Below are 17,361 nucleotides of genomic sequence, written 5' to 3' on the forward strand. Positions count from 1 at the left end.
GATGCGGCTGCTGACCCTGCTCGCCGCGCTCATGCTGCTGTTCGCCGGCGGTTGCGCGCCGGACGCGAAGCCCGGCACGGTGACCTTCACCTATGCCAGCCCTTATCCCGCAACGCATCCGTTCAGCCGCGCCGACATCAGCTGGATGGCGTGGCTCAAACAGCATTCGAACGGGCGCATCCTGATCAAGCCCTATTGGGGCGGTGCGCTGCTCTCGTCGAACGAGAACATGCTCGAGATCCGCCACCGTGTCGCCGATATCGGCATGGTCACGCCGATGTATGCGCGCAGCTCGCATCTCCAGCGCATCCAGCCGAGCTTCTACAGCGGCATCGGCACGATCCGCGACCAGATCGACATCTACAAATGCATGGCGGCGCGCTTTCCGGAAATGGATGCCGACACCCACGGCCTGCACATCCTCGCGGTGCAGGGCGGCAATTTCCCCGGCATCCTGACGCGCAACCGGCCGATCCGCTCGCTTGCCGACATCAAGGGGCTGCGTCTGCGCGCGCAGGAGGATACCGCGGCGGTGCTGCGCCAGCTCGGCGCCGATCCGGTCAACATGTCGATGGCCGAGGTTTACCCGGCAATGGCCAAGGGGGTGATCGACGGTGTCGTCGCGCCGCTCGATGCGCTCAGGGCGGTGCATCTCGCCGATGTCGGCAAATATTATTCGACGCTCAAGATCGCACGCGGCGGCTATCCCGGTCGCGCCATGTCGTCGGCACTGTGGAATTCGCTCAGTCCCGCCGACCGCGCGCTGTTCGACCAGGCGGAGCTGGTGTGGGAACAGGCGATGGTCGAGCAACTCGCCGCCGCGCTCATCGCCGGCAACGATTATTCGCGCAAGGAAGGCATCGTCTTCGTGCCGATGCCGCCGGCCGAACAGGCGCGCTTCGACGCGCTGTACCGCGCCAACACGATGAAGCTGGCGCGCTCGCTCAATGATTACGGCATCGATGGGGTCAAGCTTGCCGATCATGCCGTCGCGCTGATCGCCGCGCGCAATGCCGGCCAACCCCTTTCCTGCGGAGCGACAAAATGAGCCAGGCCCTCGCCGGCGTGAAGATCGCCGATTTCAGCTGGGTCGGGGCGGGGCCGCGCGCGACCAAGGACCTGGCCGATCACGGCGCGACCGTGGTCAAGGTCGAAAGCATCAAGCGGCTAGATCTCGGCCGGGTCAGCCCGCCGTTCAAGGGCGGCAAGCGCGACGTCGACGGCTCGGCCTTTTTTGGCATCACCAACACCGGCAAGCTCGGTGTGACGATCAACCTGTCCGATCCGCGCGGGCAGGCGGTCGCGCGCAAGCTGGTCGCCTGGGCGGACGTGGTGGTCGAGAATTTCGGCAAGGGTTTCATGGAGCGCATCGGGCTGGGATATGCCGATTGCCGCGCGATCCGTCCCGACATCATCATGCTGTCGGTCAGCGTCGCCGGGCGCAGCGGGGCGATGTCGGATCTGCGCGGCTACGGCAATTCCGCCGCCGCACTGTCGGGGCTCGCGTCGCTGTCGGGCTGGGAGGACCGGCCACCGCATATGCCGCCCTTCGCCTATGGTGACGTCGTCGCGCCGATGTTCGCGACGCTTGCCGTGCTCGCCGCGCTCGAACAGCGCCGCGTCACCGGCGAGGGACAGCATCTCGACGTCTCGCAGGTCGAACCGCTGGTGCATGTGCTCGGCGACGTGCTCGCGCGCGGCCAGTTGACGGGCGACTTCACGCGCCTCGCCAATGGCAGCGTGTCGATGGCGCCGCACGGCGTCTACCCGGCGCGCGGTATTGACCAGTGGATCGCGATCGCCGCGCCCGATGATGACGCGTGGCGCGCGCTCGCCGCGCTCGCCGGGCTCGATGCGGAACAATATCCGACGCTTGAACGCCGCATGGTGGCAGCCGGCGAAATCGATGCCGCGCTCGGTGCCTGGACGTCGGGGCAGGACAAGCATGTGCTGGCCGACCTGCTCGCCGCGACGGGGGTCGCTGCCGAGGCGGTCAATGATGGCCGCGACGTGTTTACCGATGCCGAGCTGATCACCAGCGGCCATTTCGTCGCGATCGACCACGAAGTGCTGGGCCACTGCGACATGCCGGCGCCACCGGCGCACTTCTCGCGCTCCGAGATCGTGGTCGGGCCGCCGCCGCGGCTCGGCGAGCATAATCGCACGGTGTTCGTCGAGATGCTCGGCATCGACGCCGCCGAGATCGAAGACCTTGTCGCAACGGGAGCGCTGGCATGACGATGCTCGGCCATATCAAGGTGATCGACCTGACGCGGGATCTCGGCGCCTATGCCGGGGTGTTGCTCGCCGAACTCGGCGCCGATGTCGCCCAGGTCGAGCAGGGCGGCCCGGTCGATCCGGCGGAACTGGTCATGGCGCGGCGCGGCAAGCGTGACGCGGGCTGCGCGATCGACGATCCGGCGCTGCTCGATCTGATCGACCAGGCCGATATCGTGCTGCGCGGTCCCGAACCATTGCCCGCCGCGCTGGCGCCCGCTGCGCTGGCGGCGCGCAATCCGCGTCTGATCGACGTGGCGATCCTGCCCTTCGAGGCCGACGGTCCCAATGCGGCGCGGCCCGCCACCGACCTGACGCTGATGGCGCGGTCCGGGCTGTTGGCGATCTGCGGCGATCCTGATCGCCCGCCGCTCAACATGCCCGGGCGCCAGGCCTGGGCGCTCGCCGGCATCCAGGGCGCGGTCGCCGCGCTGGTCGCGCTCAACGCGCGCGCGGCGGACGGGATGGGGCAGCAGGTCGTCGTCTCGGCCTATCGCTCGGCGGTGCTCGCCAACTATCGTGAGCCGCTGACCTGGGGCTGGACCGGCCGCGTCGGCGTCCGCACCGGCAATCTGCTGGTGCGCGGCAAGTCGGGCGTGCAGCAGGTGTGGCGCTGCGCTGACGGCTTCGTCACCTGGGCGCTGGTCGACAACCAGCCGATGATGCGCTCGACCGTCGCGCGCATGGCCGAGGACGGCATGGCCGGCGCGCTCGCCGAGGTCGACTGGGATGCGATCCTCGTCGCCGACGTCGCGCGCGAGCAACTGGTCACATGGGAAGCGATCGTCGCGGCCTGGCTGATCACCAAGACCCGCGCCGAATTGACTGTGCTGTCCAACCGGCATGGCATGGGCCTGTCGGCGATCGATGCGCCGGCCGATGTGCTGGCCAGCGCGCATCTCGCCGATCGCGGCCTGTGGCGCGACACCGAGATCGATGGCCGGACGGTGCGTGTCCCGGGTGCCTTGTTTGCAAGGAGCGTGGCATGAGCGCGCTGGCCGGCATCCGCGTTATCGACTTCTCGAAATTCCTCCCCGGCCCCTATTGCACCTGGATGCTCGGCGACCTCGGCGCCAATATCGTGCGGATTGAGCATCCGCGCGAACTGGCCAAACAGGCCGCGGTGTTCGGCTGGGACAAGCTGAGCGACGACGAACGCGCGCGTATCCGCGCCGGCGATATTTTCGCGCGCAACAAGCGCAGCCTGATGCTCGATCCCGGCGCCGATGAATCACGCGCCGCGATCGAGGCGCTGATCGCCGGCGCCGATATCCTGGTCGAGGATTACCGCCCGGGCGTGCTCGAGGCGATGGGTTATGGCTATGCCGCGATGGCCGCGCTCAACCCACGGCTGATCTATTGTTCGGTCACGCTGTGCGGGCAGACCGGCCCGCATCGCGACAAGCCGGGCCATGATCCGATCGCGCTGGCGATTTCCGGCGCGCTGTCGCGGATCGGCGACGACCCCGCCCGGCCGCACTCGGCCGGCGTGCCGGTCGCCGACCTGCTGACCGGATCGAACGCCGTGATCGGCATCCTTGCCGCACTGCATGCCCGCGCCGCGACAAGCACCGGGCAGCGTGTCGACATCGCCATGTCGGACAGTGCGATGGCGTTGATCGCGCCGGTCATCTCGCGCAACCCCGATCTGTCGCGCGCGCCGCCGCGCGGCAAGCTGCGCGCCGATTGCGGCATCTACGAAACCGCCGATGGCCGCTTCCTCGCCACGACCGACATGGAGCCGCGTTTCTGGCAGCGCTTTTGCGAGGCGATGGATGTGCCCGAGTTCGCGCCGTTGCAGAACGACGCCGGGGCGCGCGCCACCATCGTCGCCACGCTGGAGGCCGCCTTCCGGCGTGAGCCGCTGGCGCACTGGCTGGCGATGCTCGGCGCGGCCGACACGCAATTCGCCGCGATCAACTCGGTCGCCGAGGCGCTCGACGATCCGCACAATGTCGCGCGCGGCATGGTGCTGACGGTCGACAGCCCCGGCGGTCCCGTTCGCCACATCGGATCGCCGATCAAGCTGTCCGCCACGCCGACCGTCGCACCGCGCGCGGCACGCGTCGCCGGCAGTGATAACCACACCATCCTATCGGAGCTTGGACAGAAATCATGACGGGGGAACAGACCGCAGCCGCGCTGCCACGGCCGCTCGAGGGATTGCGGGTGGTCGACCTGACGCGCGCGCTGGCGGGGCCTTATGCCACGCTGCTGCTCGCCGGGCTCGGCGCCGAGGTGATCAAGGTCGAGGACCCGCGCGGCGGCGATCTCGCGCGCGACAACAGCCCCTATGTCGGGCGCGACGGCGTGGTGATCGAGCGCCAGCATGACGACGACATCTCGATTTCGCACCTGACGCGCGCGCGCGGCAAGCGCGGCGTGTCGCTCAACCTCAAGAGCCCGGGCGCGAAGCAGGTGTTCGCCGATCTCGTCGCGCGCGCCGATATCGTCGTGGAGAATTTCACCGCCGGCACCGCCGACCGGCTCGGCGTCGGTTATGACGCGGCACGCGCGGCCAACCCGGCGGTCATCTATTGCTCGCTGTCGGGTTTCGGCGCCGATTTCCCCGAGGGCGGCAAGGCGATGGACATCGTCATCCAGGCGCTGTCGGGCGCGATGTATACCAGCGGCGAGCATGACCATCCGCCGGTCAGGATCGGCGTGCCGATGGCCGACATGCTCGCGCCGGTTTTCGCGGTGATCGGCATCCTGTCGGCGCTCGAACAGCGCCATCGCACGGGTGTCGGCCAGCATGTCGACATCTCGATGCTCGGCGCGCTGACCTCGTTCGTCGCGATCGAGAACTGGGCGGCGATGCGCGCGGTCGACATGCCGGCGCGCACCGGCCTGACGGTGCAGCGCCTGTCGCCGTTCGGCGTGTTCGAATGCGCCGATGGTTATGTCGCGCTCGTCGCGGTGCACCAGAAGCTCGCTTTGGGGCTGTTCGCGGCGATGGGCGCGCCCGAGCTGATCGACGATCCGCGCTTTGCCACGCGCGACACGCGCGTCGCCAATGCCGTGGCGCTCGAGGCGCGGATCAACGCCTGGTCGCGCACGCTGCCGGTGGCGCAAGTCGTCGCGGCGCTGGAAGAGCGCGGCGTACCGGTCGCGCCGGTGCGCCACCCCGAAGAAGCGCTGGTCGATCCGCGCGTCGTCGCGCGCGAGGAAACCAACGTCGTCGCGCACCCGTCCTATCCGTCGGTCGAGGAACTGCGCACCGCGGGGATCCCGATCAGCTTTTCGGCGTCGCGCTCGGGCTTCGATCCCGTCATCCCGGTCACGATCGGCGAGCATAATGAGGACGTCTATCGCGGCCTGCTCGGTTACGACGAAGCGCAGATCGCAGCGCTGACGCGCGACGGCGTGATCGCGTGACGCCGACCGAGGCGCTCGCCGCGCTCGAAACCGCGGCGCAGGACGCGAGCGGCATTGCGGCGGCCGCGCGCGTCAGGGGCAAGCGCGTCGTGTGGACGCTCGGGGCCGACCTGCCACAGGAAATGGTCCGCGCCTTCGGTTATCAGGCGATCAGGCTGGTGCCCGGCGCTTCCGAGGACCATCCCGAAATCGATGCGCTGATCAGCCGTGAGAGCCTCGGCTCGCGCGGCCGGCGCCTGCTCGGCGCGATCGCCGCCTTGCCGGCGGAAGACGCCTTGCTGATCTCGCATACCGATAACGAACAGCCCCAGCTCTTCGCGACGCTGCGTGAACTGGGCCGCTGCGGCGCGATGGCCTTGCCGCCGGTCGCCTTTGTCGACCTGTTGACGACCGACCGGCCGGCGACCGCACGTTACAATGCGCTACGCATTCGTCAGACGCTCGCCTGGCTCGCCACGCTCGGCGGTGACGAACCGCGGCTGGCTGAAGCGATCGCCGAGGGTGTCGCGCTGCGCGCGGCGCTTGCGCGTGTGATGGCGTTGCGGCCTGCCCGGCTGATCGGCGGCGCCGCGGCACACCGCATCGCCGCCGCGACGGCGATGCTCGATCCCCAGGACGCCGTAAGGCTGCTCGATAACGTAAGCGCGGGCGCTGCGACGTTCGCATCCATCCCCGGAGAGCGGGTGGTGCTGGGCGGCAGCTTGCCCGAGCGGCCCGACTCGATCGCGGCGCTCGAAGCGCGCGGCCCGCTGGTGGTGGGCGAGGACCATGGCTGGGGCGAGGATCGCGCCGCCCGCCGGCTCGACGCGTCGATCGACCCGGTCGACGCGCTGGCGCGGTCGACACTCGCACCCTGGTCGGGGCCCTTTGCCGACATCACCGCGCGCGCCACGCGGCTGGTCGCCCGCGCGCGGGAGCGCGAGGCGCATATCGTCTATGTCATCGGCGAGGGTGACGAGAGCACGCCATGGCAGGCACAGGCGCTGCGCGCCGCCGCTGCGGCGGCGGGTGTGGCGGTCGAGCTGGTCGATCCGGGTCATACGCTCGACGTGCTGCCGCCGAAGGAGGACGCAGCCCCGCGCCCGCCGGCGCCGCGTCGCAGCCGCAAGTCGCTGGCGGCGGTTGCCGATTTCGGCGCCTATCAGCGCGACTGGTTCGCCGGCGTCCGCGCCGCCGTCGCCGAGGGCGCGCCGTTCATGATGGTCAATGCCAATACGCCGCAGGAGTGCCTGCGCGCGATGGGCATCCCGTTCGTGGTCAACCAATGGTGGGCGTCGATCGTCGCCGCCAAGCAGCAGGGCGAGCGTTATGCCGGGCTGCTCGAGGCGCATGGCCTGCCCAGCACGACCGAGGCGTATAGCGCGCAGGGCGTCGCGGCGGTGTTCGATGACGACGACGCGCTGGCGCCATGGGGTGGCGTGCCCCGGCCCGACGCGGTCTCCGCCGTGCTGTCGAGTGATGCCACCCCGGCGCTGTTCCAGGCCTGGGCATCGGCGGCCGGTGCGACGCTGCACACCTTCGAGCGCAGCATCGAGAGCCGCTGGGAAATCCCGATCGACTGGTGGGACGGCCTCGCCGCGCGCTGGGACGAGGTGATCGAGCCCGAACGGCTCGACCTGATGGAAGCCGAGCTGCGTCATTCGATCGCCGAGCTGGAGGCGCAGACCGGGCGCCGCTTCGACGCCGCCGCGTTCGAGGAGATCATGAATCTCGTCAACGAGCAGGAAGACTATTACCGCCGCACGCGCGACCTGATCGCGGTTACCGTGCCGGTCCCGGTTGGGGTGGTCGACACCATGCCCGCGACGATGGTGCCACAATGGCATCGCGGCACGCCTTGGGCGCGCGACGCAGCAAAGGCGTTCCACGACGAGGTCGTGGCGCGCGTGGCGGCGGGCGGGGCGGCCTGTCCGGGCGAGCGCTTGCGCCTGATGTTCGTCGGTCGCGGCCTGTGGAGCGACATGAGCTTCTACCAGCGCTGGGAGGAAAGCCACGGCGCGGTGTTCGTCTGGTCGATGTATCTGGCGCTCGCCGCCGACGGCTATATCCGCCACCATGATCGCGGGCGGGATCCGATGCGCGCGCTAGCCGCGCGCTTCGTCACGATGGGCGACGAGCTGCGCATGCCGACCTGGGCCGGCGCCTGGTACGTCAAGGAAGCGCGGCTGCATCAGGTCGATGGCGTGATGGCCCTGTCCGACGCCGACCCGCTGGTATTGCGCGCGCTGCGCGAGGCGGGCTTTGCCGTGCTCGAACTCGGCATCGACAATTATGTCGCCGATCCGTCCGCCGGCGAAGAACTGGAACGCCGTGCCGCTGCGTTTCTCGACGGGCCGGTTGTCCAGGCGGCCGCACGTCGCGGCGCCGCAAGCTCAGTCGGACATCAGGCCTGAGAGCCACTTCACCTCGGCCCGCGATACGTCCAGCGCCGGAATGTGACTGAGCGTCCGCCACGGCGTGCTCGTATCGTCGAATTCGACGAGCTCATATTGGCGACCGCAGCTTTGCCAACTCGTGCAGGGTGCCATGTTGGGCGCCTGATCCCATGATAGGCTCGCCAGCCGCCGCAACTCAGCCAGCGCCGCTTCCCTGGTGGCGAACTCGGCGACATGTTCGGCATGCAGCTCATCGTAGATAACGAACATGGCGTTGGTTATCGCAGAAGTGTCGCTGGCCTTCCACCAAAGGCTCCCGAAAAAAGAGCGGCGCCGACCCTCCCCGTTGGGAATTGCCGACGCCGCCCTATGCCCCGCTCAGAACTTCTTGCGCAGCGTGATCGCGAATTCGCGGCCGACCGGATTGGCGGCGGTCGCGTCATAGCCGCCGCTGCCGTTCACCGTCGGGGCGAAATCGACATAGGGTGGGTCCTTGTCGAGCAGGTTGAGCACGTCGATGCTCAGCGAGAGCCCGCCGTCGATCAGGTTGGTCGGCTCCGGGTTGCCGATGTTGAAGGTCACGCCGGCATCGACCGTGGTGTAGGCGCCGACCTTCTGGACGGCACCGGCCGGCAGCGTGTTGTTGTCATAGCCGTTGACGTAATTGACGGTCAGGCGGCCGTTGATGACGCGCGACGGATCCCAATAGATGCTCGCCCGGCCCTTGAAGCGCAGCGGATTGAAGATCGTGTTGAGCCGGTTGGTCGGTGTCGCACCGCTGCTGAGCGCGGTCTTGTAGCTGAGGATGTAGGTCGCGTTGGCGTTGATCGCGACATGGCCGAGCGTGCCGGTGTCGAAACCATAGGCCGCGACGAAATCGAGGCCGCTGGTGATCGAGCGGTCGAGATTCTGCGTGCGGCCATCGACGAACAGCGTGACCGGATTGGGTATCACGCCGCGCGCGACGGTGATGCCGGCCGCCTGAAGCTGCGCGACACGCGCCGCGGCATCCGCGCCGCGCAGGATCACGCCGGTGCCGGCGAGCTGCGATTCCTTGCTGAGGATCGCGAGGTCGGCGAGGTAGGTGTTGACCTGCCCCTTATAGTCGACGTGCCAGTAGGTGACGCTGAAGCGCGCGCCGGGCAGCGGGTCCCAGTCGGCACCGAACGAATAGGTCTTGGCCGTTTCCGGCTTCAGCGCGAGGTTGCCGCCCGACAGCGCGACGCCCTGGACGATCGCGCCGCCCTGCGTCGGATCGGAATAGGACTGGACGAAGAAGTTCGAGCTGTTGCCATAGATTTGCGAGAAGAGCGGCGCGCGGAACGACGTGCCATAGCTGCCGCGCAGCACGAGATGCTGCACCGGCGACCAGTTCACCCCGATCTTGGGATTGGTCGTCTTTCCGACGTCGCTATATTTATCGTAGCGGACCGCCGCGCTGAGCTCGAGCCGTTGCAGCCCGGCGGTGGCATTGGCCGCGCCGAACACCGGTACGAGCAGCTCGGCATAGGCCGAATCCACCGCGCGATTGAAGATGCGAAAGGTTGTCGGCGTGGTCGGGCCACCGCGCGCCGAGCCGAGATCGACTCGCTCGTAGAAATGCTCGTAACCCGCGGCGAGCTTCACGCCGCCACCGGGCAGGTGGAACAGCGTGCCGTTGATCGTGGTCTGGACATCGGTCATCCGCGTCAGCGTCGGCGCGAGGAAGATCTGGTCATTGATCGCCGCCAGCGTCGCCGCGCTGGTGCGGTGCAGGCCATAGGGGTCGAATGCGGTCGCCGGGTTGCTGCTGGCAAGGGCTGCGTTCAGGGCAGGGGTATTGATCCCGGTAAAGGTGTTGGATTCGTCGCGACCGCGGCCGTAGCTGATCTGCGTGCCGATCTGCCAGTCGCCCAGTTTGGCGCGCAGGCCGCCGGTCACTTCCCATGTCCGCGTGAAGCCATAGGAAACGCCATTGGGCAGGTCGTCGAACCGAACGCCGACGGTTTCGGTGCCGACGGTACCGGTCGGCCGGACGAAGAACGCGTTGGTGGTCGGCACGGTGACGGTGGTGCCGCTGTAACCGTTGAGGTGGTTGAAGCTGCGCTTCGACCAATAGCCGTCGCCGACGAAATCGAGCCAGTCGGCGATGTGGAGCGTCGCGGTGCCGTTGATGCTGTCATATTTGGTCTGCGGGATCAGGTCCTGGCCGTTGAACCCTTCGCACTTGTTAGCCGGGCCGGCGACGAGCGAACCGATATTGGCAGCGGTAACGCCGCCCGCCGGGATCGGATAGGTCACGCCGCCGACGGTGATCGTGCCCGGGTCGCACAAGGTCGTGCGATAGTCGTGGCCGCCGGACGATGTCTGGTTGGAGCGGAAAAAGGCGCGATCGTCGCCGTTGAGGTTGCTGCGATAGACATGTTCATAGGCCAGCATCACCTGGCCCCAATCGCCCTTCTTGCCCGCGACGACGCCGAACTGCTCCTCGTAGAAATCCTTAGCGATGCCGGCGCGCGCCAGCATCTCGACGCCATTGAGATTGCGGCGCGGGATAAGATTGACCACGCCGGCGACGGCGTCGGAACCATAGACCGCCGAGGCACCGTCGGCGATGACCTCTACGCGCTCCAGGCCGAGCGACGGGATGACCGACGGATCGACCGAGCGGCTGTTGTCGACCGCGCGGTGCCCGTCGATCAGCGTCAGCGTCGCATAGGGCCCGATGCCGCGAATGTTGATCGCGTTGCCGAAGGTGATGTTGTTGCTGCCGCCCGACTGGCCGCGCGAATTTTCCGAGGTGCCGAGATCGAAGACCTGCGGGATTTCCTTGATCAACCGATCGGTGGTGACCGCGCCGGATGCCTCGATCGCCGACCGGTCGATCGCGATGACGCTCGAGCCGACGGGTGCCGCGCCGCGGATGCGGCTGCCCGTGACGACGACATCGCCGCTCGCCGGCGCATCGACCGTGGTCGGTCCGGCAACCGCGGTGTCGGTCGTCGGGGCGGGCTTGTCCTGCGCCATCGCCGCCGATGCGAAGATCAATGCCGTCAGCCCGACGCCGCAGCGCATTGCCGTCCTTGCCGTCAAATAAGTCATTCTAGCCTCCCCTTGGTTGCTTCCGCTTGTGATCAGCGGAACGCCGGTTTCGTGTTGAACGGAATGTCGATGCGCGACGCCGCCGCGCCGCCCTGCGCGATGGTGAATAACGGCGGCGGATCCTGCCTGATCTGCGCCAGGTTGCGCTGGCGCGGGTCGGCGCCGGTCAGCGTGACGCGCAGCCGGTGCCCCGCCGCGAAGCTGTAGGCGCGCGGAGACATCGCCATGGTGAAATCGGCGGGCTTGCCCGGGATCATCGGTGCGACGTCGGCGGCGAGCCCCGAATGATAGGGCAGGCCGAGCCGCCCATAGGGCGGTTTGGCAAGCTTGCGATGCGACGCCGCGAGCCGCGCGAACGACACCATATGCGCCGTGCCGTCCGGCGCGACGTCCTCGAGATAGACGAAGAGGTTGGCGTCGGCGCGGTCGAGCGCGGCGTTGATGCGTGCGACGGGATAACCCGTCATGCCAGCCTCGCGTGCCAGCGGCGCACTGCTATAGGTCAGCCCCTTGCCGTCGAGTACCGGCGGCCAGAAGGCGAAATATTCTCCGGTGCCGACATTATAATCGACCTTGAAAGTGGCGCTCTTCGTCGCGGGCAGGGCGGTCGACAGGCTGCCATTGTCGTACGCGGCCGGCGCGTCGTTCGGCGTCGCCGAGAGGTAGAAAGGGGTCCGCGCCACGCCGACCCCGGGCAATGTCGCCGAGCGCACCATCGTGCCGGTGCCGCCTTGTGCCTCGTGATACCAGGCAAAACGCGGCTCGCGCTCGATCCCGTTGTTTACGCCTTTCAGATAATGATCGAAGAAGCGCCGCTCCTCGCCGGTGATGCTGAACGCAGTCGGCGGGACGCAGTGGCTGCCCGCACCGATGATCAGCTTGGTGTCGAGATTGCCCGCCGCCATGATCATCTGCTCGGTCGGCTCGTCTTCCCAATTGCCCCACAGATACCAGGCGAGCTGCTTGCTGCGCAGCGCCTTGAGGTGGGTGTACGGCCCGACCTCGGCCCAGAAGCGATTGTGCGTCAGCGGCGAGACGCTGTCGCGATACGGCATCGTCGCCCACAGCTTGGCCATCGGGGTATTGCCGGCATGCTGCGCCACCGCCGCCTTGAGCAGGGCGCCGCCGCCGTCGCCATCGACCGGCACGCTGGCAAGGTCGACTTCGGGCGGCTCGTCGGGCCGGGTGTTGAACTGCGCGGTGATGCCGCCCTGGCGAACGAAGCTATATTTGTCGATGTCGGTCGCGCCCGCGAACACCGCGCGCAGCGCCGGCGGCAGCGTGCCGGCAACCAGCATCGCCGAGCCGCCGAGATAGGAACAGCCGACGATCCCGACCTTGCCCGTCGACCATGGCTTGGCCGCGAGCCACTGCACCAGGTCGTAGCCGTCATGCGCCTCGTTCTGGCTGAGGAAACCATGCCGCGCGCCGAACGACGCACCCTTGCCGCGCACATCGGCGGTGGCGACGACATAGCCGGCATGGACGAGATCGCGCAGCCCGAAAACGGGCTGATCGATCATGTCGACGAGATGGCCGTCCTTGTCGACATAGCGCGCGCGATAGGGGGTGAAGGCAAAGACGATCGGGAAACGGCCGTCACGCGCCACGCCGTTTTTGGCGGGCCGATAGACATTGACGGCAAGCCGGGTGCCGTCGCGCACCGCGACGTAACTGGAGCTGCGCACGGTGTCGGGATCGGAAACCTCGGGGCCGGCGATCGCGGCGCTCGCGACGACGCTGATGCCGGCGAGAGCACCGGCGATCCGCGCAGCCCGATGTAATCGCCCAGACGCCATTCGGCCTTCCTCTCCGCTTCCGCGCCGCCTTGGAAAAGGGCGGCTGTCGGGCACCGAAAGGATAAGAACATTATTAGTAGATGATTGCAACGATTATATTAGGCAACATTCCTCGTCGAGGAGGTGGTGCCGGGCGATGACACGCACCAACCCGCCGCACCTTGTCAGGAGCGGCGGGTTGGTGCGCAGGTCGGTTCGTCAGGGTGCCAAGCGCAGCTGGCGGATCACTTGGTTAGCAGCAGCGGATCACGCCGGCAGGTAAAGGAGCCGGCATCGTCGGCATTGCCCGAACCGTCATAAACGGCGCTCTGCGGAAAGGCGCACAGCGCGCGGGTGAAGCGCGGGCGATCCGCGACGATGCGCGTCGCGACGATACGCTCCGGCGCGCGCTGATGCTCGACCCAGTCGATCAGCGCCCACAAAATGTCGTGCGACGGGTCGGAGGGCGCGGCGGCCTGCCCCGAGCCGCCGAAAGTGTCGGCGCCGGGGCCGCCGCGGCAATGATACATGCCGGGCACCATGAACAGGCGCACGGCCTCGGCGAGCTTCTTCTCCCCGCCATTGGCGGTGGCGAGGCGGCGATAATAGTCGATCGTCGGCCCGGCGATGACCGACGGGTCCTGCCAGCCCTGATAGATGATGGCCTTGCCGCCGCGCCGGATGAACGGCGCGACCGCCACCGAATCGGCGCGCAATTGCGGCATGGCGCGATTGACCAGCATCAGGTCGCGGCTGCGCTGAAAGCTGTCTTCGTCCCACTCCGCGTCATGAAACACGGCATCGCCCCACATTGCACGCAGCAGCGGCGAGGGCGGGCCGGGCCGCGTCCGCACTCCGGCGAGCAGCCCCTTGTCCATCGCGCGGCCCCTTTCGTCGGGCATCGCGCCGACGATGCGTTGCAGCATCGCAAGCTTGGGCGCCGACAGGCAATCGCTCGCCCGGCCCGGCGGGCACAGCAACGTCGCGGTCTTGAAGCCGCAGCGGCGCGGATTTTCGATCACGCCGTCCTTCACGCCGTCCAGGCCGTCGCAGTCGGCGACCGTCGCGCGCTCGTACAGCGCCCAGTCGGCATCGCTCAACGCACCCAGCGGATCGTGCTTCTGCAACAGCGAGAGCCACATCATCCGCACCGAGATGAGCGGCATGTTGGGCCCCGGCGCGCCGGCGACCACGCCGTCATAATCGCCCGGATAGACCTGCATTTCCTTGAGCGCCTGACGCCCGCCGCCCGAGCAGCCGAGGAAATAGCTCCGCGCGCTGGGCTTGCCGTAATAGCGCGTTATGAGCCGCTTGGCCGCCAGCGCGGTGAGGTGCACCGCGCGATGTTCGTAATCGGTCCGCGCCTTGGCCTGCATCATCCAGTGCGCCTGGCTTGCCTTGTGCCCGCTGTCGGTGGTCACCGTGGCGAAGCCTTCGCCGATGCGGCGGCTCATATCGCTATAGTTGAACACGCCGGCATCGCCGCCGACCCCCGCGCCGAGCAGACGCCCGTTCCAGCTGTCGCCGGCGGGCAGCCACAGCTCGAAACCGATACTGCCCTCGATCATGCCCTCGACGCGGCAGATCGGCGCGGTGATCGGCAGCGGCTTGTAGAAACTGTCGGTCTTCGGCGCCCAGCCCGACGCGGCGGCCACCGGCGTGGCGGCGGTCACCACCACCGATCCGGCATGGCGGCCGGCCAGCGCGGCGCAGTCCTGCGCCGCCGCCGGGCTCGCCCAGGCAGCAAAAGCTGCCGAGGCGAGCAGGGCGAGCGACGATCGCCGCATCAGAACTTCACGCCCGCGGTCACCGAGATGATGCGCGGCACGGGATTGGCCGACTGCGGATCGTAACCGCGCGTCGTGTCGACGAAGGGCGGCTGGACGTTGAACAGGTTGCGCGTGTCGAGCGAGATCGTGAAGTGCGGGTTGATGTCATAGCCGACGAACAGGTCGACCGTGTTGTACGCCGCGACATGCTGCACCGGCGTCACGGTGTTGTTGCTGTAGCCCGACAGATGGTTGAGCGTGGCGCGCGTGCGCAGGCCGCCCCAAGCCACGCCGAGATCGGCCTGCATGCGGAATTTCTGCGTGAAGCCGATCGTGTTGAGCACATTGGTCAGCGCCGCGCCCGGCACGGCGCGGAACTTGTACTCGGTGAACAGGCTGCCGTTGATGCCGCCGTCGAGCCGGACGTTGCCGAACTGGTGGTTGTAGTTCAGCCCGAAATCGATCCCGCCGACCAGCGAGCTACCGAGATTCTGCCGCCGTCCGTCGGCGATGAACTGCACCACCGCGGTGTTGATCGTGTTGTTGATCGGCAACCCCGAAGTGACCAGCGCGGTGACCTGCGCCGCCGTCGGGCTGAGATTGACGAACGAGGCGTAGAGCGGGTTGGTCAGCAAGCCCGCCGTGCCGCGCAGCGCCTGAATCTGGTTGGTATAGTTGATGTGAAAATAGGTCGCCGTCGCGACGAGCCCGGGGATGAAGGCCGGCTTGATCTCGCCGCCGACCGACCAGGTCTTGGCGGTTTCGGGCTTCAACCCGGGGTTGCCGCCGGCAATGCCGATGCCGGTCAGGTTGCCGCTCGGCCCCGGCAGCGTGTCGTAATAGAGCCCGGCGCCGCCGGCGATGGTCGAGACCTCGGTAAAGGTCGGCGCGCGGAACGACGTGCCATAGCTGCCGCGCAGCGTGAAGCCGTCGATCGGGCGCCAGGTCAGGCCGATCTTGGGGTTGGTCGTGCTGCCGAAATCGCTGTAGCGCTCATAGCGGCCGGCGACCGACAGCGACAATTCCTCCAGCCCCGGCTGCGCATTGCCCGCGCCGAAGAACGGTACGTACAATTCGGCGAACACCGCCTTGACGGAGCGGCTGCCGCCATCGGCGACATGGACCTGCGTCGTGGAATTGCCGGTGGTGAGATCGGTGAAGGTATATTCCTTGCGATATTCGCCGCCGACCGCGACCTTGACGTTGCCGCCCGGCAGTTCGAACAGCGAACCGTTGAGCTGGAGGTTGACGACGTCGAGCCGGGTGGCGCCGGCGATGACGAAATAATTGTCGTTGATCTTCGCCAGCGTCGCGGGATTGTTGGCGCCGCCGAACACGTTGAGCGCGGTCGCCGCATTGGTGTCGGCCAGCGCGGCGTTGAGCGCCGCGGTGTTCACGCCCTTGCGACGATCCGCCACGTCATCCGACTCGCCATGCGCGTAATAGAGCGTCGCGTTCCAGTCGGAGAACAGCCGCGCGTCGATGCCCCCCATCAGGTTCCACGAATTGGAACGATAGGGGTTGCGATCGGGGCCCAGCTCGGGGAGCAGGGTATAGGTCACCGTCTCCGAGGTCGCGCCGGGCACCGGCGAGACGAAGAACGGGTTGGTGCTGCGCACCGTCGCGGTGAAGGTGTCCGACGTGCCGAGGATGATGCCGCTGCGGTGCGAATAGAAGCCATCGGCGAACAGGCGGATCCCGTCGCCGATATGCTGCGACAGCGCACCGACCACGCTGATCCGCTGCTGCTCGGGGATGACCGAATCCTGCCCGTTATAGAAGCATTTGTTCGACGTGCCGGCGACGAGCGTGCCGACATTGGCCGCGGTCACCCCGCCGGCCGGGATGGCATAGCTGTTGCCGCCCGCGGTGATCGTGCCGGGGTTGCAGTTGGTCGTGCGCAGGTCGCGGCCGCCGCGATAGCGATTGTCGTCCTGGTACCAGGGCAGGTCGTAACCGCGCAGCGCCGAGTTGCGGGTATATTCGGCGGAAAGCATCGCCGATCCGCCATCCCATTTGTGCCCGACAATGCCCGACACCTGCTGCTCGTCATAACCGCCATTGGTGGTGAAGCCCGAGCGGGCGCGGAACTCGGCGCCGTTGAAATCCTTGCGCAGGATGAAGTTGACGACGCCGGCAATGGCGTCCGAGCCGTAGATCGCCGAGGCGCCGTCGGCGACGACTTCGACCCGGCCGAGCGCGATCGACGGCAGCACCGAGGGGTCGGTATATTGGCCCTGCGTGCCCTGTGGCGGCATGCGCTTGCCGTCATAGAGCAGCAGCGTGGCGTTGGTGCTGATGCCGCGCAGGTTGATGCCCGCACCGCGCGTGGCGTTCGCCGCGCCGTTCTGTGCCGATCCGCCATTGCGGTTGGCGCCCAGCGAGACAACCTGCGGCACGCGGCGCAGCAGATCGGCGGTCGAGGTGACGGGCTCCTCGGCGATCTTCGCCTGGTCGACCGCGATGATGTTGGAGCCGACCGCGCGCACGCCGCGGATGCGGCTGCCGGTGACGATCACCTCGTTGGGCGCCGCGTCGCTCGACGCGGCTGCCGGATCTGTAGCGGGCTGGTCGGCCGGCTTGGTCGTCTGCGCCCAGGCCGGTGTGGCCAGCGCAATGGCGAGCGCACCGAGCGCCGCCCTGGAGGCGAGCGTGGCGATGCGACGGTCGGGCGATGTGGCGAATATGGTGGTCATGGTCTTC

General features: G+C 67.8%; 11 protein-coding genes. 6 read left to right on the forward strand and 5 right to left on the reverse strand.

All coding sequences use genetic code 11. From position 1 onward, the window contains the following. Position 1 precedes the first annotated feature (1 nt). From dctP to U1839_RS00165, 6 genes are read left to right on the forward strand one after another with little or no spacing between them, the layout of a single operon-like run. Positions 2 to 1,048 carry a TRAP transporter substrate-binding protein DctP gene (gene dctP, locus U1839_RS00140; RefSeq protein WP_332801643.1) on the forward strand — a complete coding sequence of 349 codons (1,047 nt, stop codon included), beginning with the start codon at positions 2 to 4 and terminating at the stop codon, positions 1,046 to 1,048. Further along, entirely contained in the window at positions 1,045 to 2,238 is a 1,194-nt protein-coding gene (locus tag U1839_RS00145) for a CaiB/BaiF CoA transferase family protein (protein WP_332801644.1), read from the forward strand. Before dctP ends, U1839_RS00145 begins: the two co-directional genes overlap by 4 nt. Beyond that, positions 2,235 to 3,266, forward strand: a complete 1,032-nt coding sequence (locus U1839_RS00150; protein ID WP_332801645.1) for a CoA transferase — start codon at positions 2,235 to 2,237, stop codon at positions 3,264 to 3,266. Before U1839_RS00145 ends, U1839_RS00150 begins: the two co-directional genes overlap by 4 nt. Next, a complete protein-coding gene (locus U1839_RS00155) occupies positions 3,263 to 4,396 on the forward strand; it encodes a CaiB/BaiF CoA transferase family protein (protein WP_332801646.1) in 1,134 nt (377 codons plus the stop codon). Before U1839_RS00150 ends, U1839_RS00155 begins: the two co-directional genes overlap by 4 nt. Beyond that, entirely contained in the window at positions 4,393 to 5,655 is a 1,263-nt protein-coding gene (locus U1839_RS00160) for a CaiB/BaiF CoA transferase family protein (RefSeq protein WP_332801647.1), read from the forward strand. Before U1839_RS00155 ends, U1839_RS00160 begins: the two co-directional genes overlap by 4 nt. Continuing rightward, complete coding sequence (locus U1839_RS00165) at positions 5,652 to 8,048, forward strand: 2-hydroxyacyl-CoA dehydratase (RefSeq protein ID WP_332801648.1); 2,397 nt, start codon at positions 5,652 to 5,654, stop codon at positions 8,046 to 8,048. Before U1839_RS00160 ends, U1839_RS00165 begins: the two co-directional genes overlap by 4 nt. Here the strand turns inward: U1839_RS00165 and U1839_RS00170 are convergent. The 5 genes from U1839_RS00170 to U1839_RS00190 all read right to left on the reverse strand — a co-directional run bounded on the left by U1839_RS00170 (position 8,028) and on the right by U1839_RS00190 (position 17,354). Further along, positions 8,028 to 8,300 (reverse strand): hypothetical protein, encoded by a 273-nt coding sequence (locus tag U1839_RS00170; RefSeq protein ID WP_332801649.1) that lies wholly within the window; start codon positions 8,298 to 8,300, stop codon positions 8,028 to 8,030. The two genes, U1839_RS00165 and U1839_RS00170, sit on opposite strands and share 21 nt — an antisense overlap. A 108-nt stretch (positions 8,301 to 8,408) precedes the next feature. Next, on the reverse strand, positions 8,409 to 11,111 hold the full coding sequence (locus tag U1839_RS00175; protein ID WP_332801650.1) for a TonB-dependent receptor domain-containing protein: 2,703 nt from the start codon (positions 11,109 to 11,111) through the stop codon (positions 8,409 to 8,411). 32 nt (positions 11,112 to 11,143) lie between these two features. Beyond that, on the reverse strand, positions 11,144 to 12,910 hold the full coding sequence (locus tag U1839_RS00180) for a CocE/NonD family hydrolase (RefSeq protein WP_332801651.1): 1,767 nt from the start codon (positions 12,908 to 12,910) through the stop codon (positions 11,144 to 11,146). Positions 12,911 to 13,134: 224 nt separating this feature from the next. Further along, positions 13,135 to 14,676 (reverse strand): tannase/feruloyl esterase family alpha/beta hydrolase, encoded by a 1,542-nt coding sequence (locus tag U1839_RS00185; RefSeq protein ID WP_332801652.1) that lies wholly within the window; start codon positions 14,674 to 14,676, stop codon positions 13,135 to 13,137. Next, positions 14,676 to 17,354, reverse strand: a complete 2,679-nt coding sequence (locus U1839_RS00190; RefSeq protein ID WP_332801653.1) for a TonB-dependent receptor plug domain-containing protein — start codon at positions 17,352 to 17,354, stop codon at positions 14,676 to 14,678. Before U1839_RS00190 ends, U1839_RS00185 begins: the two co-directional genes overlap by 1 nt. Between the last annotated feature and the right edge of the window lie 7 nt (positions 17,355 to 17,361).

It is taken from the genome of Parasphingomonas halimpatiens, assembly GCF_036663795.1.
Taxonomy (GTDB): domain Bacteria; phylum Pseudomonadota; class Alphaproteobacteria; order Sphingomonadales; family Sphingomonadaceae; genus Sphingomonas.